Source organism: Bacillus sp. EB600 (assembly GCF_024494385.1).
Lineage (GTDB): Bacteria > Bacillota > Bacilli > Bacillales > Cytobacillaceae > JAEVLT01.
In genome coordinates this window covers 26,499-52,392 of the sequence record NZ_JAEVLT010000012.1, presented here as the reverse complement: position 1 = coordinate 52,392, position 25,894 = coordinate 26,499, and the positions used below count along the sequence as shown (strand labels likewise).

26 protein-coding genes, 2 riboswitches and 1 other annotated feature are annotated in these 25,894 nt (G+C 36.9%); of the genes, 19 read left to right on the top strand and 7 right to left on the bottom strand.

The annotated features are described in order from the left end of the window. Positions 1-66 precede the first annotated feature (66 nt). The gene (gene thiC, locus JN080_RS14195) at positions 67-1,848 is read left to right on the top strand and encodes a phosphomethylpyrimidine synthase ThiC (RefSeq protein ID WP_256236673.1); all 1,782 of its coding nucleotides are present in this window, start codon (positions 67-69) and stop codon (positions 1,846-1,848) included. A 51-nt stretch (positions 1,849-1,899) separates the two neighbouring features. Here the strand turns inward: thiC and JN080_RS14190 are convergent, their stop codons facing one another. Then, positions 1,900-2,517, bottom strand: a complete 618-nt coding sequence (locus JN080_RS14190) for an RraA family protein (RefSeq protein WP_256236672.1) — start codon at positions 2,515-2,517, stop codon at positions 1,900-1,902. Positions 2,518-2,701: 184 nt separating this feature from the next. Next, entirely contained in the window at positions 2,702-3,262 is a 561-nt protein-coding gene (locus tag JN080_RS14185; RefSeq protein ID WP_256236735.1) for a DUF1003 domain-containing protein, read from the bottom strand. Between the two features lie 280 nt (positions 3,263-3,542). Continuing rightward, positions 3,543-3,711, bottom strand: a riboswitch (M-box (ykoK) riboswitch). A 197-nt stretch (positions 3,712-3,908) separates the two neighbouring features. Then, positions 3,909-4,163: a binding site (T-box leader), on the top strand. A 118-nt stretch (positions 4,164-4,281) separates the two neighbouring features. Between JN080_RS14185 and ilvA the strand changes: the two genes are divergently transcribed. Further along, positions 4,282-5,553 carry a threonine ammonia-lyase IlvA gene (ilvA, locus tag JN080_RS14180; RefSeq protein ID WP_256236671.1) on the top strand — a complete coding sequence of 424 codons (1,272 nt, stop codon included), beginning with the start codon at positions 4,282-4,284 and terminating at the stop codon, positions 5,551-5,553. 108 nt (positions 5,554-5,661) lie between these two features. Here the strand turns inward: ilvA and JN080_RS14175 are convergent, their stop codons facing one another. Continuing rightward, positions 5,662-6,144 carry a ribonuclease H-like YkuK family protein gene (locus tag JN080_RS14175; protein WP_256236734.1) on the bottom strand — a complete coding sequence of 161 codons (483 nt, stop codon included), beginning with the start codon at positions 6,142-6,144 and terminating at the stop codon, positions 5,662-5,664. A gap of 299 nt (positions 6,145-6,443) precedes the next feature. On the opposite strand from JN080_RS14175, the gene JN080_RS14170 reads away from it, so the two are divergent. The 13 genes from JN080_RS14170 to JN080_RS14110 all read left to right on the top strand — a co-directional run bounded on the left by JN080_RS14170 (position 6,444) and on the right by JN080_RS14110 (position 17,575). After that, the gene (locus tag JN080_RS14170; RefSeq protein ID WP_256236670.1) at positions 6,444-7,229 is read left to right on the top strand and encodes an arylamine N-acetyltransferase family protein; all 786 of its coding nucleotides are present in this window, start codon (positions 6,444-6,446) and stop codon (positions 7,227-7,229) included. A 205-nt stretch (positions 7,230-7,434) separates the two neighbouring features. After that, the gene (gene desA / locus JN080_RS14165) at positions 7,435-8,457 is read left to right on the top strand and encodes a Delta(5) desaturase DesA (protein ID WP_256236669.1); all 1,023 of its coding nucleotides are present in this window, start codon (positions 7,435-7,437) and stop codon (positions 8,455-8,457) included. 129 nt (positions 8,458-8,586) lie between these two features. Beyond that, on the top strand, positions 8,587-9,723 hold the full coding sequence (locus tag JN080_RS14160; protein ID WP_256236668.1) for a sensor histidine kinase: 1,137 nt from the start codon (positions 8,587-8,589) through the stop codon (positions 9,721-9,723). Continuing rightward, positions 9,720-10,319, top strand: coding sequence for a response regulator transcription factor (locus JN080_RS14155; RefSeq protein ID WP_256236667.1), 600 nt, complete (start codon positions 9,720-9,722; stop codon positions 10,317-10,319). The genes JN080_RS14160 and JN080_RS14155 overlap by 4 nt, the downstream gene beginning before the upstream one ends. Before the next feature lie 263 nt (positions 10,320-10,582). After that, complete coding sequence (locus JN080_RS14150) at positions 10,583-11,452, top strand: M15 family metallopeptidase (protein WP_256236666.1); 870 nt, start codon at positions 10,583-10,585, stop codon at positions 11,450-11,452. 373 nt (positions 11,453-11,825) lie between these two features. Further along, positions 11,826-12,254 (top strand): rubrerythrin family protein, encoded by a 429-nt coding sequence (locus tag JN080_RS14145; protein ID WP_256236665.1) that lies wholly within the window; start codon positions 11,826-11,828, stop codon positions 12,252-12,254. 69 nt (positions 12,255-12,323) lie between these two features. Continuing rightward, a complete protein-coding gene (locus tag JN080_RS14140) occupies positions 12,324-12,920 on the top strand; it encodes a DUF3501 family protein (protein ID WP_256236664.1) in 597 nt (198 codons plus the stop codon). Between the two features lie 271 nt (positions 12,921-13,191). After that, positions 13,192-13,785 carry a class I SAM-dependent methyltransferase gene (locus JN080_RS14135; protein WP_256236663.1) on the top strand — a complete coding sequence of 198 codons (594 nt, stop codon included), beginning with the start codon at positions 13,192-13,194 and terminating at the stop codon, positions 13,783-13,785. A gap of 233 nt (positions 13,786-14,018) precedes the next feature. After that, positions 14,019-14,744, top strand: a complete 726-nt coding sequence (locus JN080_RS14130; RefSeq protein ID WP_256236662.1) for a polysaccharide deacetylase family protein — start codon at positions 14,019-14,021, stop codon at positions 14,742-14,744. Positions 14,745-14,789: 45 nt separating this feature from the next. After that, the gene (locus JN080_RS14125; RefSeq protein WP_256236661.1) at positions 14,790-15,434 is read left to right on the top strand and encodes an NUDIX hydrolase; all 645 of its coding nucleotides are present in this window, start codon (positions 14,790-14,792) and stop codon (positions 15,432-15,434) included. Between the two features lie 80 nt (positions 15,435-15,514). Further along, on the top strand, positions 15,515-16,000 hold the full coding sequence (locus JN080_RS14120; protein WP_256236660.1) for a nitroreductase family protein: 486 nt from the start codon (positions 15,515-15,517) through the stop codon (positions 15,998-16,000). A 141-nt stretch (positions 16,001-16,141) separates the two neighbouring features. Beyond that, a complete protein-coding gene (locus JN080_RS14115; protein WP_256236659.1) occupies positions 16,142-16,822 on the top strand; it encodes a M50 family metallopeptidase in 681 nt (226 codons plus the stop codon). Between the two features lie 135 nt (positions 16,823-16,957). Beyond that, positions 16,958-17,575: a GntR family transcriptional regulator gene (locus JN080_RS14110; protein WP_256236658.1), complete on the top strand. Its 618-nt coding sequence runs from the start codon at positions 16,958-16,960 to the stop codon at positions 17,573-17,575. Between the two features lie 52 nt (positions 17,576-17,627). On the opposite strand, the gene JN080_RS14105 is transcribed toward JN080_RS14110, so the two are convergent. Beyond that, on the bottom strand, positions 17,628-19,190 hold the full coding sequence (locus tag JN080_RS14105; protein ID WP_256236657.1) for an ABC transporter permease/substrate-binding protein: 1,563 nt from the start codon (positions 19,188-19,190) through the stop codon (positions 17,628-17,630). Further along, a complete protein-coding gene (locus JN080_RS14100; protein ID WP_309144680.1) occupies positions 19,190-20,320 on the bottom strand; it encodes an ABC transporter ATP-binding protein in 1,131 nt (376 codons plus the stop codon). Before JN080_RS14100 ends, JN080_RS14105 begins: the two co-directional genes overlap by 1 nt. Positions 20,321-20,528: 208 nt before the next feature. Here JN080_RS14100 and JN080_RS14095 point away from each other — a divergent pair, with 208 nt between their 5' ends. Further along, a complete protein-coding gene (locus tag JN080_RS14095) occupies positions 20,529-20,789 on the top strand; it encodes a hypothetical protein (RefSeq protein ID WP_256236655.1) in 261 nt (86 codons plus the stop codon). Positions 20,790-20,897: 108 nt separating this feature from the next. Here the strand turns inward: JN080_RS14095 and JN080_RS14090 are convergent, their stop codons facing one another. After that, complete coding sequence (locus JN080_RS14090) at positions 20,898-22,211, bottom strand: nucleobase:cation symporter-2 family protein (protein WP_256236654.1); 1,314 nt, start codon at positions 22,209-22,211, stop codon at positions 20,898-20,900. Continuing rightward, on the bottom strand, positions 22,211-22,804 hold the full coding sequence (locus JN080_RS14085) for a xanthine phosphoribosyltransferase (RefSeq protein WP_256236653.1): 594 nt from the start codon (positions 22,802-22,804) through the stop codon (positions 22,211-22,213). The genes JN080_RS14090 and JN080_RS14085 overlap by 1 nt, the downstream gene beginning before the upstream one ends. Before the next feature lie 130 nt (positions 22,805-22,934). Further along, positions 22,935-23,036, bottom strand: a riboswitch (purine riboswitch). 368 nt (positions 23,037-23,404) lie between these two features. Between JN080_RS14085 and JN080_RS14080 the strand changes: the two genes are divergently transcribed. From JN080_RS14080 to JN080_RS14070, 3 genes are all read left to right on the top strand, one after another. Further along, entirely contained in the window at positions 23,405-24,085 is a 681-nt protein-coding gene (locus tag JN080_RS14080) for a DUF421 domain-containing protein (protein ID WP_256236652.1), read from the top strand. 100 nt (positions 24,086-24,185) lie between these two features. After that, entirely contained in the window at positions 24,186-24,614 is a 429-nt protein-coding gene (locus JN080_RS14075; protein ID WP_256236651.1) for a cell wall hydrolase, read from the top strand. Positions 24,615-24,778: 164 nt separating this feature from the next. Beyond that, positions 24,779-25,858, top strand: coding sequence for an NAD(P)/FAD-dependent oxidoreductase (locus tag JN080_RS14070; protein ID WP_256236650.1), 1,080 nt, complete (start codon positions 24,779-24,781; stop codon positions 25,856-25,858). Positions 25,859-25,894 lie beyond the last annotated feature (36 nt).

Here is a 25,894-nt window from a genome sequence, read left to right as displayed (position 1 = left end):
TGGCTTTTTCATATGGAATGAATCAGATTATGTCCTTTTTACAATTAAAAAGGAGTGTTGACAATCATGACGAACAAATCAGTAAATGACATGAATTTTTCGATTATGTCTAGTTTTTCAGGAAGTAAAAAAGTATATGTAGAAGGTTCGAGACCTGACATCAAAGTACCAATGCGTGAAATTGAGTTAAGTCCAACAACCGGAACATTTGGTGAAGAGATAAATCAGCCTGTCCGTGTTTACGATACAAGCGGTCCGTACACCGATTCGAAAGCTACAGTTGATATCCGCAATGGTCTAAAGCCAGTACGCCGTAATTGGGTCCTTGAACGCGGAGATGTCGAAGGGTATGAGGGTCGTGAGATTCAGCCTCAAGATAATGGCTTTTTACATGGGGATCCGCGGGCAAATCTAGAAGTTTTTCCAGGATTAAAAAGACAACCACTACGCGCCAAAAAAGGGAAAAACGTTACGCAATTGCATTATGCACGTCAGGGAGTTATCACGCCTGAAATGGAATTTATAGCAATTAGGGAAAATATCTCAGCCGAGTTTGTACGGGACGAGGTAGCAAGAGGACGGGCAATTATTCCAGCGAACATCAATCATCCGGAAAGTGAACCAATGATCATTGGTCGAAATTTCCATGTCAAAATTAATGCGAATATTGGGAATTCAGCAGTAACATCTTCGATTGAAGCAGAAGTTGAAAAAATGACATGGGCTACCCGTTGGGGAGCAGATAACCTGATGGATTTATCAACAGGAAAAAATATCCATACAACCAGGGAGTGGATTATTCGAAATTGTCCCGTTCCGGTTGGAACAGTTCCTATTTACCAGGCATTGGAAAAAGTAAATGGGGTTGCCGAAGATTTGACCTGGGAAGTATATCGGGATACTTTGATCGAGCAAGCGGAGCAGGGCGTTGATTATTTTACAATCCACGCAGGGGTCCTTCTTCGCTATATCCCATTAACAGCAAAGAGAATGACAGGAATCGTGTCACGAGGCGGTTCAATCATGGCTCAATGGTGCCTTGCCCACCATCAAGAAAGTTTCCTTTATACGCATTTTGAAGAGATCTGCGAAATCATGAAGACCTATGATGTTGCCTTTTCCTTGGGGGACGGACTTCGCCCTGGGTCAATTGCAGATGCAAACGATGAAGCACAATTCGCTGAATTAGAAACGCTTGGTGAGCTCACAAAGATTGCCTGGAAGCACGATGTTCAGGTGATGATTGAAGGGCCAGGACATGTACCAATGCATTTAATCAAGGAAAATGTTGATAAGCAAATGGAGGTTTGTCAGGAAGCGCCGTTTTATACATTAGGACCACTGACAACCGATATCGCACCAGGTTATGATCATATAACCTCAGCAATTGGGGCAGCGATGATTGGTTGGTTTGGTACAGCCATGCTATGTTATGTCACTCCAAAAGAGCACCTTGGCCTTCCAAACAAAGAAGATGTCCGGGTCGGGGTAATTACTTATAAAATCGCAGCTCATGCAGCTGACTTGGCTAAAGGCCATCCTGGTGCCCAAAAACGTGATGATGCTCTATCTAAAGCACGCTTTGAGTTCCGCTGGCGCGATCAATTTAATTTATCCCTTGATCCTGAAAGAGCGGTTGAATACCATGATGAAACGCTCCCTGCCGAAGGGGCGAAAACATCTCATTTTTGTTCCATGTGTGGTCCCAAGTTCTGCAGTATGAGAATTTCACAGGATATTCGCGATCTTGCAAAAGAAAAGGGACTAGAGTTTGAAACCGTTATTGACGAAGGTTTGCAAGAAAAAGCAGAGGAATTTAAAAACAACGGAAGCGAACTCTATAAATAAATGTAAAAATTCTGGATGGTGCTAATGCATCATCCAGAGTTTTTACATTTTTTACTTTGATAATAGCTGATCTAAATACTTAATAATTGCTTCGCGATTTCCGGAGATATTTGCTTCTCTTTCTTGATCTTTTTTCAGTTTATCCGATGCTTTGGCTAATACTTCTTGCTCTTTTCTTTGTGGAATCACCACGACACCGTCCGTATCCCCGACAATAATATCGCCTGGGTTTACAGCCACACCGCCGCAGGAAATGGGAATGTTAATTTCCCCAACACCCCCTTTACCACTTGCAGCAACAGTTGTTCCTTTAGAAAAGACTGGGAAATCTAGTTCTTTTATGCCAACGATATCTCGGATCACTCCGTCAACTACGATCCCGCCGATACCGAGTGTTTGCGCCATACCAACCACAAAGTCACCGGCGATGGCACGATAACGGTCACCTTTTGCATCCACAACTAAAATATCACCCGGCTTTGACTCCCTAATTGCTCTAAGGACTGCCAGATTATCGCCAACAGGAATTTTTACCGTTAACGCTCTTCCAGCAAGATGATATCCTTCCTTAAGGGATTTAATGGCCGGATCCAAATTATTTAATCCATTCATTGCATCAGATATACAGGTGGTTGGAATATTTAGAAATTCCTTTACAATGTTATTCATTTAAGATTCTCCTTTTACAAAAGATTTATTATTCACATAATTCATTATACATTTTTCTAATAAATAGAAAATAAGGAGGTAATTACTTATTAATAACAGTGTGAAAAGGAAAGGTAAGGAAAAAAGAGCCAAAAATTTGTGGCTCTTCTAAATAGAGATAATTCTATTTTCAATTTATTAATACTTATTTATGCTCCTCATTCTTATGATTTGCTTGCAGTAATTGATTTATTGAGTGTAATTCATCTTTAATTTGATGAAGCTGACTCTGCAGATCATCTATTTCCTGCTCGGCCTTATAATTAATTGCAAAATCAATAATCGATTCGTGTTTGTCACGGGCTGCCTGCCGATTCTGACTCATCATAATTACGGGTGCTTGAAAAGCAGCGATAAAAGATAGAATCAAATTTAATAAGATAAACGGTTTGCTATCAAAATGTTTAGTGAAAGTAAAGGAGTTCCAAATCATCCAAAATACAAGAAATAAACTAAAAAAGATAATGAACTTCCAACTGCCGCCAAAAGAAGAAATACGATCAGCTAGTCGATCAGACCATGTCGTTTTACGGATGTATTCATCATCTAAATGGGCTAAAATACTTTTTTCATAATTGTCAACGAGCCGCCCAATTCTTAGTGTATCTTCTTTATTTAATTCAATGTCAAAGCCGTGAATTGAATTAATCTTTTCATCTTTGACTTCAGGTTTAATTCCATATTTTTTAACAGTATTAAATTTCATAATCACAATCATGCACCTCCCAAGTTGGTGGGGAGTCATTCTATTCCATTTTCGCTAGGAAACTGCAATTTTCATAGAGCTTCCAGTTGCATAATTACGGCTAGTCATGACTCTATATTTGATTAGCATGTTCCATAACCTACTACTGGAACCTTCCACGAAAAATCACACTCCTTATATAAAAATAGTATTCTTCCAGCAAGAATTGGTGTGGGACAAACGGTAAAAAATCCCCCTGTTTTTCAGGGGGATTGAATTAATAGACAATTTAAATAATCCATTAAAATCCCCCTAGTTTAGCTTTAGCACTGCACAACGTAGAGGGAAACCCCTCAGCCACATTTAGTAGAGCCTTAAGCCGGCAATACCTGTTTTACCCATTGGCGTCTTTCGACGTTTCCGGGCAGTGGCCTGTGTTTGTACAGACGCCTCGCCTAACGAGAATTTTTTTCAAGATATTTATCTAACTCCAATATCACCATACGCTCGTTTTAGTGAATTGTCAACGAATTAAATTCCTACGAATGTGGGAAATCTATTAGCAGTTAGCGTCAAAAAATATCGCATAATTCACAAAAATAAAAATAGCCTAAAAATATTGACTTGTTTTATTTACAATGGTAATCTTATTTCAATAAATTGAACTTAAAAATCAATGACGAGAAAGAGTAGGGTATGATCTAGTTCTACAGAGAATCGACGTGTGCTGAAAGTCGGTGTCAGGACATATCTGAAAATCATCTCAGAGATGCAGAGCTGAAAAGTAAAAGTAGGCTGTGCCGGATTGTCCGCCGTTACAATGGAACACGTATAAATAAACTGTACGTTGATCGAGAGCCATGACATGTCTTCGTTTGTGTTGTGGAAGTAGGGTGGTATCGCGAGTAAACTCGTCCCTATATCCGGGGCGGGTTTTTTGGTGTCTAAAAAAGTGAAAAGCTAATAAATCCCTTATTAGTTTCAATAATCCTGCACTACCTATAACTTTGTTATTGGGATCCATTAGGAGGTATATCAATATGAACCAACAAGTAGATCAAAAAGAAAAGTCCTTTAATGTGGAGGATATCATTATCGCAACTCACACGATTAAAGATATTATTTCTCCAACCCCACTTCAATATAATGCTTTATTATCGGAACGATATGATTGCAATATCTATCTAAAACGGGAAGATTTACAAAGCGTCCGCTCCTTTAAAATTCGTGGCGCCTATAATCGGATAAAACGATTAAGTGAGGAGGAGTTAAAAAACGGTATTATTTGTGCAAGTGCGGGAAACCATGCACAAGGAGTTGCTTACTCTTGTCATCTTTTGAAAATTAATGGGAAAATTTATATGCCCAACACCACACCAAAGCAAAAGGTAAATCAAGTTAAATTTTGGGGCAGAGATGATATTGAAATTGTATTAGTCGGCGATACCTTTGACGATGCATATGAAGAAGCAGTGAAATGCAGTCAAATAGAACAACGAACCTTTATCCATCCGTTTGATGATGTTGACGTTGTTGCTGGTCAAGGAACAATCGCAGTTGAACTATTAGATGACTGTCATGAAAGAATCGATTATCTATTTGGTGCAATTGGCGGCGGCGGTCTTATGTCTGGTGTTGGAACCTACATGAAAAGCTTTTCGCCGGAAACAAAACTAATTGGGGTTGAGCCTCAAGGCGCACCAGGGATGAAAGAATCATTTTTACATGGCGAAGTCACTTCATTAAAAGAAATCGACCCATTTGTCGATGGGGCTGCAGTCAAAACAGTAGGAACATTAACCTATAGCATTTGCAAAGAGATCATTGATGATATTGTTGTTATCCCGGAAGGAAAAGTGTGTACCACGCTTTTGCAGTTGTATAATGAAAATGCTATTGTGGCCGAACCAACTGGCGCATTGTCCGTTGCAGCCTTAGATGGTTATGCAGACAAAATTAAAGGAAAAACTGTTGTTTGTATCATCAGTGGAGGCAACAATGATATTGGGCGAATGCAGGAAATAAAAGAACGTTCCATGATGTATGAAGGCTTGCAGCACTATTTTATTGTCCAATTTCCACAGCGCCCAGGTGCACTGCGCGAGTTTCTACTCGATGTCCTTGGACCGAATGATGATATCAATCGGTTTGAATATACGAAAAAGAACAACAAAGAAAGAGGTCCAGCATTAGTAGGAATTGAATTGAAAGAAAAAGAAGACTACTATCCATTAATTGAAAGAATCAAGAATAAGGGATTTTTCTATAAAGAAGTCAATAATGACAGCAACTTGTTCCAATTGTTGATTTAAAGAAAAGCGGAAGCACACGTTCAGCGAAGTACACTAATCGCTGGGCGCTGGAGCTAGACAATAAAGAAAAGCGGAAGCGCGTAGGATCCTTGATCTTAGGCGCTTCTTTTATTTTGTAAATCGATTTGCATAACTTGAGGCCACAAATGCATCAGGCTTAATTTTTGGTTCAAATCCCATCGAACCAATTCGTGCAGCCATTTCCTCGACAAATTCTCGCGTTTTATTTCGTTTTCCTGCTCCAATATCCAGATGACCTTCTAGCTTAAAGGACGCACCCTGGTAAAGATAGGGGAGAACGATATCAATCATTTGACTTTTTCTTTCTTCAGTAAACATGGAAACAATATCTTCAGTCAAAGATGTCTCAAATGAAATCCGCTCACGTAAAAAATTCATTTTCCTTGGAATGATTACCTCACGAATACAAGCCCAGACACCCTTGCCTTTATTTTGGATCACAATACCTGTTATGAAAATTGTTTTAGCCTCGTGCACCTGGGAATCGGTCCCAACCATTAACCGAAAGTTGCCACTGGGATTCAACTTCATAAACTTTATGATACGTGAAAAAACCTCTTCAAATGACATATTTGATTCTCGTAAGTTCTTAAACGTATAATTATAGATCTGATAATTATTCACCTTATCACCTGCTACTGTTCCTCCCTTATTTTGATTCATTATGGAATATAAACAGAACCTATAAATTGAATGGATATAAAGGGGTAATTAGTTCATTATATTGAGACAACATTGACTTGTTGTTCTTTTTTTCATTTTCTGCTAATAAATTCATTCTTTCAATAGTGGAAACCTGTTGGACTAAAGACATATGTATAATGTGAAAAAATTGATAAAATGAAATAAAACAAAAAGTGAGGATTAAAATGACGACTGAGTTAAATCAATTATTTAGAAAAAGAATCGGTATCTCTGAAACCGCAAAAATTACTTTTGATATGCTGAAATACATCCTTGAAAAGACAGCCCAGACAATCCCATTTGAAAACCTAAGCATAATTACTGGGAATACATGCCAGATTACAAAAGAAAACCTTATAAAAAAGATCTTACTAAGAAATGAAGGGGGACTATGTTATGAATTAAATCCAATTCTCTACTTTTTCTTATTGGAAAACGGCTTTTACGTAAGTTTAGTTCGTGGTGTAGTATACAACCATCCCGCTCAAAAGTGGAGTTCAACTGGGAGAACTCACGCAGCTATTCTTTTATCACATAATGAACAAACCTATTTAATGGATACGGGTTTCGGTGTAAATTTACCTCTAATACCAGTTCCTTTGAGCGGTCAGATTGCTAAATCTGCAAATGGAGAATTTCGAATCATCCCTGTCGTTAGTGATGCTGGAGATTATATCCTTCAAGTGAAGTTGAGTAATAAGGATAAAGATTGGAGAATAGGGTATATCTTTGATACTTGGCAGCCTGTTAAGGACATTTCTGAATTAAATGAAATACAAAAGATTATAAGTGAGCATCCAGATTCCTCCTTTAATAAACAACCTTTAATTACAAAGTTGACAAGAAATGGGTATATAACATTGACAGATACCTCATTCACCCAATATATGAACGGAAATGTAGGAAAAGAAGTTGTTGACAATAGAACGTATAAAAAGTTTGCTAAACAGTACTTTTCACTTTCAATCTAAAAAGAAAAGAAACGTTGGCAACTAGCATAAATGATCAATTTAAATTGTATATCACGTAGTTTTTTGAAAATTATAATTAAGGACAGTTTTATATTATTCCTCATATGACAGTTATCATATAACAAACATGATAACTGCTACTTACAAGGTCCTTTCTTGTTCTTTATAATTTAAAATAACAATGTAAAGGAAGGAAACAATAAAAATGAACTTAACTAATTTACGAAAACAGGTTGCTACTTATGAAAAACCTACGACAAAAGACAGTGTGTGGCAGTTAGTTAACACAATAGTTCCATTTTTTCTATTATGGTATCTTGCCTATCGATGCTTGTCTATTTCTTATATTTTAACTTTCATTTTTACTATTGCTGCAGCAGGATTTGTGGTGCGTATTTTCATCATTTTTCATGATTGCTGTCACCATTCCTTTTTTAAAAATCGGCTTGCAAACAAAATCCTAGGGACCATTACTGGTGTTTTAACTTTGTTTCCATATGACCAATGGGCACATGAACATTCTGTTCATCACGCAACGAGCAGTAATTTGGACAAGCGAGGTGTAGGAGATCTTTGGATGCTAACAGTAGAAGAATATTTATCCGCCTCTATTTGGGTAAAGCTTGGCTACCGGTTATACCGTAATCCATTCATCATGTTTGTTTTAGGACCCATTTTTCAATTTCTGATTATGAACCGTTTTAACAGAAAGAATGCCAGAAAAAAGGAACGCATGAACACCTATTTGATAAATACCTTGCTTGTTTTAGGAGTTGGCACCCTATGCTTGGCAATTGGCTGGAAGGCGTTTCTATTGGTTCAAGGACCCATTTTTCTTATCTCCGGTTCTGCGGGAATTTGGCTTTTTTATGTACAGCATACCTTTGAGGATTCCTATTTTGAAGAGAATAAGGAGTGGGATTATGTAAAAGCAGCGGTTGAGGGTAGTTCTTTCTATAAATTGCCGAAGCTTTTACAGTGGGTTACAGGTAACATTGGGTACCATCATGTTCATCATTTAAGTCCGAGGGTACCAAATTATATGCTTGAAGCAGCTCATAACAATACACCGCCACTGCAAAACGTGCCAACAATCACGCTTTCTGCAAGCTTTCGCTGTTTACGCTTCCACCTGTGGGATGAGGAAAAGAAAAAATTTGTAGGCTTTAATGGAATAAAGGCGTTGGCTAAAAAGCCGCTTGCAATTAAAATCAAACCAGAACATTAATTCACAACTATATTAAATGAATGACTCCTCTTCGGATTGGCAAGGGGAGTCATTCATTTGCCTTCGATGTGATAAAATAGTAATAGTAATAGGTTATTTAGTTAAAGAAGAGCAAATGAGGAATATATGATGTTTAAAAATTATTGGAAGTTATTAAAAGGCACGGGAGTTTCTCCATATATTTGGACGGTTCTAGCAATTTTGCCATTTTATTTTATTTCCCAATCTCCATCCACCGTAAGTATCATCATTGGGATTATTTTAACACTCTTATTTTTTGTTTTTTACCGGTTTGCTTTTACTTCCAAGGGGTGGACGGTTTATTTATGGACCGGTTTCCTTATTGCTATTTCAGCCGTTTCGACAACCATGTTCAGCTATGTTTATTTTGCCTTTTTTCTAGCCTATTTGATCGGTAATATAAAGGCTAAGGCAACATTTGTTATTTTATATTTTGTTCATTTAGTCAGTACAGCCGCTGTGATCAATTATAAGATTATCCTTCAAGAGGCGTTATTCACGAAACAATTGCCATTTGTCCTAGTCATTTTTATCAGTGTCATCCTTCTACCATTCAGCATCCGTTACCGCAAAGAACGTGGACAGCTCGAAGAAAAGCTAGAAGATGCTAACAAGCGAATTGCTGAGCTTGTTAAACAAGAGGAACGCCAAAGAATCGCACGGGATCTTCATGATACGCTTGGGCAAAAGTTATCATTGATTGGTTTAAAAAGCGACCTGGCCAGGAAATTAATTTATAAAGACCCCGAGCAGGCTAAGTCTGAATTGAAAGATGTTCAACAAACAGCGCGAACCGCATTAAATGAAGTGAGGAAAATGGTAGCAAATATGCGCGGTATTCGGTTAAAGGATGAGCTCGTCCGCATTAAACAACTGCTTACTGCTGCTCAAATTAATTTTGTTTGTGAACAGGAAGTTTCTCTTACACATGTTTCACTCTTATCAGAGAACATTCTCAGCATGTGCTTGAAAGAGGCTGTTACCAACGTCGTTAAACATAGTGGGGCTACTACATGTTATGTCAGCTTTGAACAAACTCCTCGTGAAGCTATTATAAAGGTTCGAGATAATGGAACAACGGGTATGAAATCAGCAGATTTTAACAAAGGAAGTGGTTTAATCGGGATGAGGGAAAGATTGGAATTTGTCAACGGAAGCTTGGAAATAGAGACGAAAGAAGGAACGATGCTAGTCATTAAGATACCAAATTCGGTGAAGTTAGGTATAGAGGAGGAGTCAAAATGATAAAGATTGTTATTGCAGAGGACCAACGAATGCTCCTCGGGGCACTAGGTTCCCTGCTTAATTTAGAGGACGATATGGAAGTAGTTGGTCAGGCGTGTAATGGTGATGAAGTCCTCACTTTAGTCCATAAATTTCAGCCGGATGTTTGCATCATGGATATAGAAATGCCAGGAAAGAGTGGACTGGAGGCGGCAGAAGAATTAAAGGGAAAAGACTGCAAGGTTATTATTCTAACAACCTTTGCCCGGTCAGGTTATTTTCAGCGGGCATTAAAGGCTGGGGTCAGTGGTTATTTATTAAAGGATAGTCCTAGTGAAGACCTCGCTAACTCGATCCGCAGTGTCATCGTGGGGAGAAGAGTTTTTGCACCGGAACTAATGGACGATGTTTACAGTGAGGAGAATCCATTAACGGAACGGGAGATGGATGTCTTGGGGTTAGTAGCTGTAGGGAAAAACACGAAAGAAATTGCTAGTCAGCTATGTATTACCATCGGCACGGTTCGAAATTATATTTCAACCATTATGGATAAGCTCGGGGTGTCCAATCGAATAGAAGCCATAACACATTCCAAAGAAAAAGGCTGGTTTAAGTAAAGTTATTTTTCAAGGGAACTAGGATGAAGATAAAAAATTGTACGTTAGGGACCTTCTTTTCCAGGTTGGAAAGGAAGGTCCCTTTATTTACAAAATAGTTGATTATATAGTTTACATAATAATATTATCGTAAAAGGTGGGATGTTTACATAGTTATGATATGTATAATATTCGAGGTTGTTTTTCATTAAATAGTGATTAAAATGGCAGAAATGGAAGGATTAAGTCAATACTAAGAACATCTCATTTAAGGAAGGTCAAAGATGTCAAAAACATTATCAATTGCTTTATGTTGTCTTTTGCTAGGGATCCCATTAACAGCTTGTAGTCATGAAAATCAGCGGACAGAGAGTAATTTGATTAATCACAAACAAAAGAAGATTACCTTATTAGAAAAGTCATCTCCTTTAAATAAGGGAACTGAATCAAAGGGGAAGCCTGTCGAACAAATTGGAAATAGCAACAAAACTACAACTGAGGAAAAAAAGACAGAACCTTTAAATAGTCAAACGGGCACATCTCTCAACATGGAAGGTATCCAGGTTGTGGCTAAACCGGATAGCATACCTGTTCTAGTTAATAAAAAAAATATGCTTCCGGACTCCTATACACCAGAGGATCTAATTTATACAAACATACCATTTATTATTTCAGAGAGATTGGAAAGACGAAAAATGAGAAGAGAAGCAGCAGTTGCCATTGAAAAGTTATTTACAGGTGCAAGCGTGCAAGGTATTCATTTATTAGGCGTGTCTGCGTACCGTTCACATTCGGCACAGGTAGCACTGTTTAATTTTTACGCAAAAAGGGATGGATATGAAAAAGCTAGAACATATAGCGCACTTGCAGGCACAAGTGAACATGAAACAGGATTAGCCATTGATGTAACTGGGGGGAACGGACAGTGTCCTGCTGAGGACTGTTTCGGTTTTACAACAGAGGCGAAATGGCTACAAAAACACGCTGCAGACTTTGGGTTTATTATTCGCTATCCAAAAGGAAAAGAAGCAATCACTGGTTATAAATACGAGCCATGGCACCTCCGCTATGTTGGTAGCGCTATAGCAAAGGAAGTCATGGATCGAGAAATTACGCTTGAAGAATACTATCATACGCTTCCAGTAAATCAATAATAAATTCAATCAGGCGAAAAGAGGGCGGGGGATTTGTCTTTAAAGCTGGAATCTCTCGATTTTGCTAATCGAGAGAATAAACAGATTATAGGTATAAATGACAATTTTGTGAATTTTGGTAGTTTTAGGACAAGTGAAGCTGAGCATGTTCTTTGACCTAATAATAATGACGAGATAAAATGATAGTAGTTACTTACAAAAAGGAATGAGAGTTTTAATTACGGGAAACATACATAATATCTTCTGAATCTATAAACCATTATAGATTCCTTTCTTGTGAAAATACCCTTTCCATACGTAGTAACAAACAAAAAACTAGGTGGTTTTATAAACATTAATCACTAAATTTATTTGAATTGGAGGCATTTTATTCATGGCTAATTTAACAGGAACTAAAACTGCAGAAAATTTAAAGGCCGCATTTGCTGGAGAATCTCAAGCTAACCGCCGTTACCTTTTCTTTGCTGAAAAAGCAGATACAGAAGGTGCAGAAGAGGTAGCAAGTCTATTCCGGAACATTGCAAATGGTGAAACAAAACATGCATTTGGTCATTTTGACACATTAAGAAATAATGGCGAAGGCGATCCTGCAACAGGTCTTCCAGTAAGTAATGTAAAAGAAATGCTTGCATCTGCAATTGCTGGGGAAACATATGAGTACACTGAAATGTATCCTGGTTTTGCTGCAACTGCTCGCGAAGAAGGATTCCCAGAAGTCGGCGAGTGGATGGAAGTAATGGCAAAGGCAGAGCGCGTTCATGCTCAACGTTTCCAAAAATTACTTGATTCATTAGAAGACTAATCCTTCAGACCGTCCCTAAATGTGTTTAGGGACGGTTCGTTTACTAATCCAAATAAAGGAGAAAGTCATATGAACGATATTATTACTAGACAAGATTTAATTCCATTGCGTACATACCGTCAAGGCCGAGATGAATATATCAAAAAAATGATTGCCTATAAAAATAATCGACGTGTTAAAGTGGCCCAAAATATTTCTATTTTGTTCGAAAACCGCAACACAGTGCTATTTCAAATTCAAGAATTGGTTAATAGTGAAGATTTAACTGATCCAAATGAATTAGATGAATACATTAGTATATACGCAGGCATGCTTCCAGATGAAAATGAATTATCGGCCACGCTGTTTATCGAATTGGATAATCAGGAGCAGTTAGCTGATCTTTTAAAGAAACTAAAGGGCATTGAACACCATTTAACATTATTTGTTGGTAATGAACCAAATCAAGCAGTATTTGAAGAGGTACATGACGATCGTGAATTCACGACAAGTGTTCATTATTTGAAATTCCCTCTAACGGAGACTTCAAAAAGCCTACTTTTGAATGGGTCTACAGATAAACTCACATTAACTTTAAGTCTGGATCATCCTAATTTATCTGAAAAGGTAACCTTGTCTGCTAGCTGTGCAGCAAGCCTTCAAAAGGATTTAGAATATTGGGTTTAATGGATTTTACTATTAAATAGAACATCGATGTTAGATGGGACTTGAAAAGTACTTTCGAATGCTCATAAGATCAAGTGAAAGCATGACGATTAAAACGTTTGTGCCGTACTTGGTCTTTTTTGTTCTATAATAAATGATTATTTCATTCATCAATCAGCCCCATCAAACTCCTGTTGCTAGTACTTTTTATTCATCACGAAATGTTATTAAGAACAGAGACACAAATGGCATGGCTTTTTTTAATAGGAAAGATTTCTGGAGTTGAAAAAAAGTGAGTAAGTTATTTTCTAAATTGTACGATACATTTATGGGACCACTTGAAAAGAAAAGGTTTAAAAATATACGAATTAATTTACTAAAAAAGGCTGACGGAAAGGTACTTGAATTAGGTTCAGGAACGGGGGTAAACTTTCCATTATACCAATCGGCTGAAAGCGTAACGGCAATCGAGCCAAGTAAATATATGATCAATCAGTCATTACAAAAAAAGGAAAAATCAATTGTTCCGATTGAGATTATTCATGCAAGTGCAGAAAATCTTCCATTTCGGGATCATTCTTTTGATACTGTGGTTGGAACATTGGTGTTTTGCACAATTCCGAATGCCGAAAAGGCTATAAAGGAAATGAAAAGAGTCTGCAAACCTGAAGGAAGAATTCTGTTGTTTGAACATGTCCGTATGGGAAATCCTATGTTAGCCCGCTTGCAGGATTGGTTTACACCTGTTTGGAAGAAAATATGTGATGGATGCTGTTTAAATCGAAATACCGTACAACTTTTGAAACAAAATGGGTTGGAAGTTTTGCAGATGGAGACATATTTTAAGGACCTGTTCATTATTGTAGAGGTAAGGAAACTAGATTAGATCATACTCGATTAATAAAACGAATAGACCAAAAGATCGGTTCAAAAAAAGCCGATCTTATTTATTAACCCATTAATTCAAATATGCTACAATTTAAATAATGAATATGTTAGAAAATAAATAAAATGATAATAACGTTTAAATTGGATAAGGATCTCGGGGTAAGGATTAGAACAAACTGTTTAGTGAACAATAAAGGAAAATCTTCCATTACATCAAAGGATTGTGATTTTGTGAAAAGGGTTTTCTTATTTTTACTCCTCCTTAGTTTTGTGGTATCAACCAATGTGTTTGCGCAACAGAAAGTTCCAATTCTTGTCTATCACTCAATCAATGAGTTTACAGGCCATGGCTTAAAGGGTTTATATGTTACACCCGAGAATTTCGAAAAACAGATGGTCTATTTAAAAAATCAGGGCTTTACGTTACTTACTTTTGAACACTGGAAGGATCGAAAAAAAGTAAACAAACCCATTTTTATCACCTTTGATGATGGTTATAAAAATAATTTAAATGCTTATTCTACTTTTCAAAAGTTGCAAAACCAAAACTTTCAACCTACTGCAACGATCTTTGTAATCGCTGATTTTGTAGGCAGGCCTAACCGATTATCGGCCGTAGAGTTAAAAAAACTAGCCTCTTCAGGCTTTTTCTCCATCCAATCACATACAGCCACACATCCTGATTTGACCAAAACGACAAATTACGAATATGAATTTAAAGCTTCAAAGGAAAAAATCGAACAAATGACTGGGAAGGCTGTTATTGCTCTAGCTTATCCATATGGGAAGTTTAATGAGAAAGTATTGGACGTAGTAAAAAAATACTATCAGTTTGGGCTGACGGATAGTACTTTGATCCATCCAGAAATGAACGATGAAAACAAGAATTATCTTCTTCCTCGACAATACATCTATTATTCAACAACACTTGAAGAATTTGCACGTATTGTAAATTGATCAAAAGATTTAATGAAAAATAGGAAAGTGAAATGGAGGATGAGTATGAAGTTAAATACCATTTGGGACAAATTAAAAGACCGAACACCTTCCATTTTAGGAGAGGAGAATTTTGCAAAATATGCTATTCTTCTGCCGCTTATTCATAAAGAAGATGGTATTCATGTACTATTTGAAGTGCGATCACTTGAGCTAAGGAGGCAGCCAGGCGAAATTTGTTTTCCTGGAGGGAGAATTGATTTACAAGACAAGGATGAGAAAACTGCCGCGATTCGTGAGACGATGGAGGAATTAGGCCTAAAGAAAGAAGATATTACTAGAGTTTTCCCATTAGATGTTCTGTTGTCTCCATTTGGGATGATTTTATATCCATATGTTGGGTTTATTGATAATATTGAAAAAATCTGTCCAAACCCTGATGAGGTTGGAGAAGTATTTACCGTTCCATTAGATTACTTTATTGAAAATGAGCCTAAAGTTTATTATGTTGATCTTAAGCCGGAACCAGAGGAAGACTTTCCATTTGATTTAATTGCTGGTGGAGTTAATTACAGTTGGCAGAAGAAACAAATGGATGAATTTTTCTATCTTTATAAAAATAGAGTTATTTGGGGATTAACCGCAAAGATACTTGCCCATTTTATTGCCGTTCTTCGTGAGGAAGGTATAAACGATGATAAAACAAAATGATTCATTAGTTTGCTAATAATAAGTTAAAATAAGCTTTGAGAGAGGCTGTTTTTATTTCACTTGAATGAGGAGGAGTCTATTTGGATATTGTAGAGGTAATTACAACACGCAGAAATATTAAAAAGTTTAAGGATGATCCGATAAATCCTGATTTGATACAGAAATGGTTACAGGCAGCAACGATGGCCCCTAATCATCGCATGACACAGCCCTGGGAAATTTATGTGATTGGTCCGGAAACAAGAGCAAAGATAAACCATAAAACAAACTTCGGAAATGCTCCATATGTGATGGCTGTTTTGTCAAAGCACGGCGCAACCGCAATTGAAACTGATGAAAACGCATTTGCAACTGCATGCTTTATACAAACTTTTAACTTAGCAGCATGGGCTGAAGGAGTAGGAACATTTTGGTCATCAATCAGTATCTCGGCAAAAAACCGTGAGATTCTGAACGTACCAGAACATTACGATATTATTGGTACAATAGCTGTTGGCATTCCCGAAGAAATCCCAGAACCTAAGCCACGGGACCCAATCCAAAGCAAAATAAAGCAACTGCCTTAAGAAAAATCCTCGCTTTAACACTGTTGAAGTGAGGATTTTTTTGTTGATTCATTTAAGTAGACCTTTCTTTCATTTTAAATGATAAAATGTACTCAAATAAAAGTGGTTCAACGTAACCTCAAAAACAAGGAGAATATAATTTTGAGAGGAATATTGGATAAAATAAGTGTAAAGTTCTTCGGTTTTCTTGTACTAGCGATCCTGCTGACCCATGTTCCGATTCTTGGCAACTATGTTAAAGTCATCAATACGGTTGTACATGAATCAGGGCATGCTTTTATTGCTCTTTTAGGAGGTCATGTCGAAAAAATTTCATTATTTAGTAATACAGAGGGTGTTACATATAGCACACAGTCCAACTGGATTGGGGCTTTTTTTACAAGCCTCGCGGGTTTTCTTTTTTCATCCATTATTGCTTTTCTTTCCCTTTGGTTGATCGGAAAGAAATACTATCGAATTTTAATTGGTATTCTGTTAGTATTCATTGGAATGAATTTAATTTTCTGGGTTCGGAACATTTATGGTTTATTTTGGCTGCTCACATTTGGTGCTTCCTTTCTTGTTTTGTTATTTAAAGGAAGGCAGTCACTTATTAATACTATTTTATTATTAATTGCTTCTATTCTATTAGTAGAATCTGTTTCTAGTGCTTATGAAATTATGCTGATAAGTTTTTTACAGCCAAATTCCGCGGGTGATGCATTAAATCTTGCAAAGTTAAGTGCATTTATTCCTGTGCAAATTTGGGGTATTTTTTTCTTTGCTCAAGCCGTTTGGTTTTGCTTTATTGGTTTGAAAAAGGGTATTTTTAGGCTTAATTAGAGTAAGACTATTAAAAAAAACATTATCTATTTTCCATTAACTAAAAGCAAACACCAATTAAATGATATATTAAAATAGATAAATCCATTAATTGATGACAAACTCTTTTTTGAAAAAAGGGAGTGGAGGTTACTCATGCAGAAGGCTCAAATACCAACATATGAACGAATTGCCATAGACCTTGCCAATCGAATAAATGATGGCCACTATAAAGTAGGTGAAAAGATTCATGGAAGGTCCACATTAGCTAGTGAATACAAAGCTTCTCCAGAAACCGTTAGGAGAGCAATCAAGATCTTAGAGGATGTCGAAATTGTCCAATCTACAAAAGGCAGTGGGATTATTATTTCTTCCAAAGAGAATGCTTTTAAATACATAAACCGGTTTTCAAACCTTGAGAGCGTCAAGGATCTGGAAAAACAAATGAAATCCTTGATTGTCGAAAGAGAGAAGTTAGATGACCAGCTTTCTGAAACATTAAAAAAAATCTTGGATTATGCTGTCAAACTTCGCCATACCAATCCATTGGCACCAATTGAAGTCGAGGTTCTGCCGGATTGTAAGCATATTGGACAGACAATTTCAGATTTGAATTTTTGGCAAAATACAGGTGGTACCGTGATTGGAATGAAAAGAAAAGGGGAGATGATTATCTCTCCAGGCCCCTACGCCCTCCTATTAGAAGGAGATGTTCTGCTAATTATTGGTGATGAGCAAACGTATAAGAGAGTTATTCATTTTTTAATGGAATAACAAAAGAGTAGGGATCTTCGAAAAAGACCCCTACTCTTTTGTTGCTGAAACTTTATTTTATTAATCCTTCTTTTTGCAAAAACTCTTTTGCCACCTTTGAAGGAGACTGCTTTAAACTGTCCACTTTGTAATTAAGCTCCCGCATTTTATCATCTGACAGTTTACCGGACAGAGAATTAATCGCCTTTTTAATTTCAGGGTGTTCTTTTAATGTTTCTTCTTTGATCATTGGCACCGCGTAATAAGGTGGGAAAAAGTGTTTATCATCCTTTAGCACCTTCAGTCTAAAGTTTTTTATTAAACCGTCAGTGGAGAAAGCATCAATGACATCACTTTTTTGATTGTTTAAAGCAGTATAGCGTAAACCGCCGTCTACCGCCTTTATATCCTTGAACTGCATTTGATAGGTCTCTGAGAGTCCAATTAGGCCATCTTTTCGATTAGGAAATTCAATAGTTGGACCTAATATCAATTGATTGCTCACTTTTGCAAGGTCAGAAATAGTATTTAAATTATATTGTTTTGCAGTATCCTGTCGAACTGCTAAGGCGTAGGTATTATTAAATCCAAGTGGTTTTAATAATTCTATTCCATATTTTTTGTTAAATTCTTTTTGAACTGTTTGATAGACACGGTCTGGGTCATTATCAGGATTTTGTTTAAGAATATCTACTAATCCGGTACCTGTATAATCTACATATAAATCAATATTGCCGTTGTTTAAAGCACTGAAGGCTACTTGAGTACCACCGAGATTCAGCTTTCTATCAACCTTAAGATCTGTTTTATCCTCAATAAGATCCGCAAGCATATTACCCAAAATCAATTGTTCACTAAAGTTTTTAGAACCGATGACAATCCTATCCTTTGCCTTGGCATTTGAATAAAAAGAGAAAACCCCAGCAGCGATTAGAATGAAACACCCAAAAGAAATGAGCAGCCTTTTTGCTTTTTTTTGGGAAGATTTTGAATGAGAAGTTCGGCGTTTATTCGTGTATGAAAGTGAAGTTTCAAGTTTCCCAACTAGAAAGTCGATTAGAAGAGCTAGGATACATGCAGGGATCGCTCCTGCCAAAATCATGTTATTGTCAACTGTTTGCACACCTGAGAAGACTAAATAACCAAGTCCGCCAGCACCAACAAAGGCAGCGATCGTCATCAATCCGACAGCTGTTACAGCTGAAATTCTGATACCCGCCATAATCATCGGGAGCGCTAATGGAAGCTGCACCTTTTTCATCGTTTGGCCTTTGGTGAGACCGATTCCTTTGGCGGCTTCCAGAATATCTCCATCAATATTTGTCAACCCGGTGTAGGTATTTTTCACAATTGGAAGAAGCGAGTAGAGAACGACCATCACAATCGCTGGCGTACTTCCAATTCCGATAAATGGAATGAGAAAACCAAGCAAAGCTAAACTTGGAATTGCCTGAATCACATTTGTCAGTCCGATGATAGGCTTTGAAAGTTTTGGTTCCTTTGAAATTAAAATGCCAAGTGGAATTCCAATGATAATCGCAATCAAAACAGAAAATACACTCAAATAAAGATGTTTGCCTAGCAAATTAAGAATTTGTTCGTAGTTAGCCGTTACATAATTCCAAAATATACTCATTAAAATGCCACCTCCAAATCAATTAATTGACTGCTTAATACCGATAAAATACTGCTTCTTGTAATTAGCCCAAGTAATTGGTTGGTGTGATTGACTACCGGTACAAATCCAATTTTGTGTTCATTCATCGTCTTTAAGACATTAATTAAGTTTGTATCTTCGGGAACAGTAAGAATTGCCTTCTCCATCACAGTTTCAATGATCGAATTACGATTCAGTAATTGAATGCCTTTTAATGTTACTAGTCCGATAAGAATATTGGATTTGTCTGTTACCATCAAGCTGTCCACTTTGTTTTCCTTCATAATTTCGATTGCCTGCAGGACGGTGCGTTTTGTTGTAATTTTGACGGGATTTTGAATCATAATATCTTCGGCTTTTAATAATTCAGGGTTATTCCAAATCCGTCTTTTTCCGATAAAGTTCTCTACAAAGTCATTGGCGGGGTTTTTTAAAATATTTTCTGGAGTATCATATTGCAGAATATCGCCATCTTTTAAAATACAAATCTTATCTGCTATTTTAATAGCTTCATCCATATCATGTGTTACAAATATGATCGTCTTGTTTAACTCTTTTTGCATTTGGTACAACTCTTCTTGAAGGGCACTTCTCGTGACGGGATCTAATGCACTGAAAGGTTCATCCATTAGGATGGTATCAGAGTCTGTTGAAAAAGCTCTTGCCACTCCAACTCTTTGCTGCTGACCGCCACTCAATTCTTTTGGATAGCGTTCTAAATATTCCTCCGGGTTCAGTCCCACCATAGTAAGCAATTCTACCGTTTTCTTGTTAATGGAAGCCCAATCTTCCCCTTTTAATTTAGGAATTAGCTCCAAATTTTCTTTAATTGTCATATGAGGGAACAGTCCAGTGTTTTGAATGACATAACCAATATTTCTTCTTAGTTCGATCGGGTTCATTGTTGAAATATCAGTCCCATTCAGCAAAATCTTACCTGCTGTAGGCTTTATTAATCTATTAATCATCTTTAACAGAGTCGTTTTTCCGCAGCCGCTTGGTCCGATAAAGACTACAAGTTGGCCATCTTCGATATCTAATGATAAGTTATCAATAATTGTCTTTGTTCGATACTTTTTTACAATGTTTTGAAATTGTATCAAGATCATTCCTCCTTCAGTAAATTCTTTAAAAGTAAAAGGATAATTAAAACCAACAACTCAATGTTAACATAAAAGTTGTTACTTTGTCTAACCCCCATAGCGAGAGTGGATACTCTTAGCTAAAAAGTGTTCTGAAAATTTCACAATTATTTTAATAAATTAATAACTAAATACGATATGCTTAATGCATAACATATTCTGGGAGGTGCTTTTATTGTTTAAATTGCAAATTTGTAACGCATATACCCAAGAAATCATCAGAGAAAAAGTGTATAAGAAGCCGGACCTAATTGAATGGTTTATTAATAGCGCTACAGAGGGGAAGGAATGCGTTCTATTTGATGAACAATTAAGAACGCTTAAAGGTTTTTATGTTTCTCATGAGGTTAATGATGAGGGTTCAATGAAAGTTTATAAAGTATTCTTTAATTATAGGCTGTCAGAAATACAAGCGAGAATAGCTAAATTGGTATAAAGAATAACTATTATTGTATATGAAAACAGACGATACAAATAAATGTATCGTCTGTTTTATCTACTTTATTTTAGAAGATTTAAGATCAAATGCCGTTTTGTCCGATCCTCAGGAAGCAATACTTCGGTTATTTTTTGTTGATACGTTCTTTTGCTTCCGTGGTTTCCCAATCGTGAAGACAAGATTTAAGAAAATAGCTGTCACACTGCCGGCAACAATACCGCTATTCGAGAGGATTTTAACTGTTTCTGGCATGTGAGAAAACAAATTAGGCACGGCTGTTACCCCAAGTCCCATTCCAACGGAACAAGCAATAATTAATAGATTTTCTTGGGAAGTAAAATCGACTTTGCTTAGCATTTTAATTCCTGCTGCAATGACCATTCCAAACATTGCTACCATGGCACCGCCAAGGACAGCAGTAGGAATGATTGTCGTAAGTGCAGCAATTTTCGGGATAAAGCCAAGGATAATTAAGATTGTTCCAGCAGTATAAATGACATTTTTCTCTTTTACACCTGAAAGTTGAACTAAGCCAACGTTTTGCGAATAGGTCGTATATGGGAAGGAATTAAATATGCCGCCAAGAATGCTTGCAAGGCCTTCGGCACGATAACCTTTTACTAAATCCTCTTCAGTTAATTTTTTTTCAGTAATATCAGCAAGTGCAAAATAGACACCTGATGACTCAACAAGGCTTACAATTGCAACAAGAGTCATTGTAATGATCGGTGCTAGCTCAAAGGATGGAGTTGCAAAATAAAAAGGGCGTGCAATATGGAACCATGAAGCATCTCCTACAGCGGATAAATGGACCTTTCCCATAAAAGAAGCAACAATTGTACCGGCGATTAATCCTAATAATATGGCAATCGAACGGATAAAGCCTTTAAAAAAACGATAAAGAACGATAATAAACAGAAGCGTACCAAAAGCAAGTGCAAGATTTGATCCTGACCCAAAGTCAGGGCTGCCTTGGCCACCGGCAACATTGTTCATTGCAACCGGAATAAGGGTGATACCGATAATGGTTACAACTGATCCTGTTACAACAGGGGGGAAGAACTTAACAAGCTTTCCAAAGAAATTCGAAATTAGAATGACAATAATTCCTGATATGATAATGGATCCATAGATAGCCGAAAGTCCGTACTGACCGCCGATCGCGATGATTGGTCCAACAGCTGTAAATGTACAGCCTAGTACAATTGGAAGCCCAATTCCAAAAAAACGGTTCTGCCAAACCTGTAAAATGGTGGCAATCCCACTTGTTAGAATGTCAATTGAAACTAAATACGTTAATTGCTCTCCGGATAATTTAAGGGCGCCTCCAATAATAAGCGGGACGATTACGGCCCCTGCATACATAGCTAAAACATGTTGAATTCCTATTGAGCCGACTTTTAATGGATTCTGTTTCATCAGTCTAACTCCTCCGCTTTTTCATTAATAAAATGAACCTCTCCATTTGAAAGAGAAGAAATTCTTGCCAACGATTCTACTCTCAGCCCAAGATTTCTTAAAATCTTAGAGCCATCCTGGAATGACTTTTCAATGACAATGCCAATACCTGCAACCTTCGCATTCGCTTTCTCAACCATTTTCACTAAAGCAAGTGCAGCCTGGCCATTTGCTAAGAAATCATCAATAATGAGCACGCGGTCATTAATTGAAAGATACTTCTTTGAAATGGATACTTCATTTGTTTCGTTTTTGGTAAATGAATGGACTGTTGCACTTAGAAGGTCATCAATCAGGGTCAGTGACTTTCTTTTTCGAGCAAACACAACAGGAACATTCATGTGTAAACCTGCCATGACAGCAGGTGCAATACCTGAAGATTCTATTGTTACAATCTTAGTAATCCCTTCTTTTGCAAACCTTGTTGCAAATTCTTTGCCAATTTCGTTCATCAAATTAGGATCAATTTGGTGATTTAGAAAGGAATCTACTTTTAATACATTTCCAGATAGGACCGTACCTTCTAAGGAAATCTTTTGTTCTAGTAATTTCATAATGTTTATTTCCCCCTATAAAAAATAAAAAAACCCAAAGGTCATTGACCACATCAAATTGAGTGAGACAATGACCTTTGGGTTTTTAAAACCGAAAGGAGTAGGTATGGCGGCACCAGAAAAACCTGCCACTTTCCTACTACCCACTCATAGTCGGATTGTTTATGGCAACCCGGTAGAAACTTGCGGGCCATATCCCCGCTATTATATGAGCACTTATTAATTTAATCATATATCAATTAAGAGCATAAAATCAATGAAAATTTTAATGAAAACCGAATGATAACATCTGATTAACAAAAAATGTTCGTGCTACTTTGTTGAATTTTCGATTTAAGCCTTTCATTATTATAAAAAGTGTATGAGTGAATAATATCTTAAATTTATGTCTGATGAAACTAAAAAACTTATTCAGAAATTTTGATGAAAAAATTATGTTTATTGAGGTAATGAAAGCAGGAGATGATGCTTTATTTGAGATCATCTCATTTTTGCAGCTTTTACTATACGGCATAATTTTTTTATAAATAAGCATTTTTAAGGGAAAAATTTAACGACAATATCTTCAAGGGTGTTTTTATTGATATAGAGGTGAAAAGCTTGAATTATCTTGAAGTCCTTGGTAAGGTAGTTATTTCTTTTACTGTGTTACTGCTTATGACACGAATGATGGGCAAAAAACAAGTTGGACAATTGACTTATTTTAACTATATTACCGGTATTTCCATCGGAGCAATAGCTGCAGCCATCACGATGGATCGAAGTATTAAGTTGGGTGAAGGCTTTGTAAGTCTAATCAGCTGGGCATTACTAACTCATCTAGTTGCATTTATAAATTTAAAGTCGAGGAAGGCACGAGTGATTCTAGATGGTCAACCGACAATAGTAATTAAAAATGGACAGATTTTGGAAAAAGCTATGGCTGGCGCAAGTTTAAATATGGATGATCTTAGTATGTTATTGAGAGAGAAGGATATATTTTCTATGAAAGAGGTAGACTATGCTATCTTAGAACCAGATGGAAAATTGTCCGTTCTAAAAAAAGTGGACCAACAAACAATTTCTAAAAAGGATTTACATGTAACAACAGTGAAGCCTTTATATATGCCAACCGAAATTGTTGTTGACAGTAAGGTAGTAACTAAGACTTTAGATGAACTGAATTTAAGCAGAAATTGGCTTGAAATGCAATTACAGCAGTCAGGAGTTAAATTAACTGATGTTTTTTATGCTGAAATTCAAAGTGATGGTACTTTGTTTATTGATAAGCGACAAGATTAATTACTGCATAAAAAGTTGTTACATTCCTTAAAAAAACCAATCGTCAACTCTCTGCCCGTAAAGAATATGATATAGATGAACATCAATGGAGGTGGGTTTCATGGCAGTAGTGAGGGCAAGGGCTTCAGACCTCAATCTTATGGCAAGGTTACTTAGAGCAGAGGCTGAGGGAGAAGGAACACTTGGGATGCTTCTCGTTGGAAACGTCGGTATTAATCGAATACGAGCTAACTGTTCAGATTTTAAGGGGCTTCGCACCATCCCGCAAATGATATATCAACCACATGCATTTGAGGCTGTTACACATGGCTATTTTTATCAGGCGCCACGGGAAAAAGAGCGACGATTAGCACGGAAAACGATTAACGGTCAACGATTCTGGCCAGCTAAATATAGTTTGTGGTATTTTAAACCCGGAGGAAGTTGTCCGCAAACCTGGTACGGTCAGCCATTGGTTGCCCGTTATAAGCTTCACTGCTTTTATGAGCCTACATCAGAAACTTGTCAAAATGTTTATAACACATTTTAATTTTTATTCCAAAAGAGCCGTCCCAAGGGACGGCTCTTTTCATAACCTTTTTTATTCCCGAAAGGGGGTCGGCTAAGGAAAAATGGATAATTTAATTTACATAATGACCACAGAAAGGAAAATAATAGAGAATAGTCCAATGAAGTGAAGAGAGGAATAAAAAAGTGAAAATAGCCATTATGGGTGCAGGCTTATCGGGCTTAGCATGTGCGATTGTGTTGGAAAGAAATGGTCACTCGCCGATTATTTTTGAAAAGCGAAGCCAACCTGGTGATCGCTTTATTAATGCCGAAATAATAGTATCAATTCTTACCAGCCCAATTAATGATGCTTACCGATTTTTTTCGGAAGAATACCAGTTATTTTTAAAACCAATTAGTCAAATTAGCAAACTAATTGTTCATTCGGAAAATACTGAGACAGCTGTGAAGGAACAGTTAGGATTCATTAATGTACGAGGTCGGCATCAACATTCATTTGAACAGCAATTAGCGGACCAAGTGGCCACTGAAATTATCTATCATTCAGAGTATACATACGAGGACTTACTTCAAGAATTTACACATGTGGTAGTAGCAACAGGTGATGCCCAAGACGCAGTCAATTTAAATAATTTTCATGTCGACCGTGCAGTTACGTTAAAAGGAGCAACAGTAGAGGGGGAGTTTGAACCATCTACCATACACCTTTGGCTGAACAACAAAATCGCTCCTAAAGGGTATGCGTATATTCTTCCATTTTCTCCAACGGAAGCCAATATAGTGACCGCTTTTCCACAATCTTCCTTCGAAAATGAGAATGATACCGAATTATGGTCTGATTTTTATAAAATTGTTTGTTCAAAGTTAAAGCAGCCACTAAAAATATCGGATGAATTTCATGTTAAGAACTATCTAATCGGAAGCTGTAAGTATCCGAGAATCGGAAATACATTTTTTACAGGGAACTGTTTTGGAGCGCTTATGCCATTTTTGGGATTTGGACAATTTACTTCTCTGCTCACTGGAATATATGCTGCATACGACCTATGTGGATTAGGAAAATACGAAGAGTTGACGAAACCATTAACAAAGAAATACCGGAATTCTTTAGTTTTTCGAGAAATCTTCGAAAAGCTCGATAACTCTGTACTGGACACAATTGTGGGGCATATGGGAGGATTCGTGGGGGGAAGATTCTTAAAAGCAGGTCATTTTCCATCCTTAAGAGCACTTAGTTATGTCCTTCGTCCTTTTGTAAAATGAATTGAATAACTTTTAGCTTTCTTTCGCTAAAACTGT

Bases quoted from the DNA above. Each gene is read 5' to 3' on its own strand.
- JN080_RS14100 (WP_309144680.1), bottom strand. From the start codon at position 20,320: ATGATCTTGATACAATTTCAAAACATTGTAAAAAAGTATCGAACAAAG.
- desA (WP_256236669.1), top strand. From the start codon at position 7,435: ATGAACTTAACTAATTTACGAAAACAGGTTGCTACTTATGAAAAACCT.
- ilvA (WP_256236671.1), top strand. From the start codon at position 4,282: ATGAACCAACAAGTAGATCAAAAAGAAAAGTCCTTTAATGTGGAGGAT.
- JN080_RS14155 (WP_256236667.1), top strand. From the start codon at position 9,720: ATGATAAAGATTGTTATTGCAGAGGACCAACGAATGCTCCTCGGGGCA.
- JN080_RS14090 (WP_256236654.1), bottom strand. From the start codon at position 22,211: ATGAAACAGAATCCATTAAAAGTCGGCTCAATAGGAATTCAACATGTT.
- JN080_RS14145 (WP_256236665.1), top strand. From the start codon at position 11,826: ATGGCTAATTTAACAGGAACTAAAACTGCAGAAAATTTAAAGGCCGCA.
- JN080_RS14170 (WP_256236670.1), top strand. From the start codon at position 6,444: ATGACGACTGAGTTAAATCAATTATTTAGAAAAAGAATCGGTATCTCT.
- JN080_RS14140 (WP_256236664.1), top strand. From the start codon at position 12,324: ATGAACGATATTATTACTAGACAAGATTTAATTCCATTGCGTACATAC.
- JN080_RS14125 (WP_256236661.1), top strand. From the start codon at position 14,790: ATGAAGTTAAATACCATTTGGGACAAATTAAAAGACCGAACACCTTCC.
- JN080_RS14075 (WP_256236651.1), top strand. From the start codon at position 24,186: ATGGCAGTAGTGAGGGCAAGGGCTTCAGACCTCAATCTTATGGCAAGG.
- JN080_RS14185 (WP_256236735.1), bottom strand. From the start codon at position 3,262: ATGAAATTTAATACTGTTAAAAAATATGGAATTAAACCTGAAGTCAAA.
- thiC (WP_256236673.1), top strand. From the start codon at position 67: ATGACGAACAAATCAGTAAATGACATGAATTTTTCGATTATGTCTAGT.
- JN080_RS14190 (WP_256236672.1), bottom strand. From the start codon at position 2,517: ATGAATAACATTGTAAAGGAATTTCTAAATATTCCAACCACCTGTATA.
- JN080_RS14105 (WP_256236657.1), bottom strand. From the start codon at position 19,190: ATGAGTATATTTTGGAATTATGTAACGGCTAACTACGAACAAATTCTT.
- JN080_RS14110 (WP_256236658.1), top strand. From the start codon at position 16,958: ATGCAGAAGGCTCAAATACCAACATATGAACGAATTGCCATAGACCTT.
- JN080_RS14160 (WP_256236668.1), top strand. From the start codon at position 8,587: ATGTTTAAAAATTATTGGAAGTTATTAAAAGGCACGGGAGTTTCTCCA.
- JN080_RS14175 (WP_256236734.1), bottom strand. From the start codon at position 6,144: ATGTCATTTGAAGAGGTTTTTTCACGTATCATAAAGTTTATGAAGTTG.
- JN080_RS14085 (WP_256236653.1), bottom strand. From the start codon at position 22,804: ATGAAATTACTAGAACAAAAGATTTCCTTAGAAGGTACGGTCCTATCT.
- JN080_RS14150 (WP_256236666.1), top strand. From the start codon at position 10,583: ATGTCAAAAACATTATCAATTGCTTTATGTTGTCTTTTGCTAGGGATC.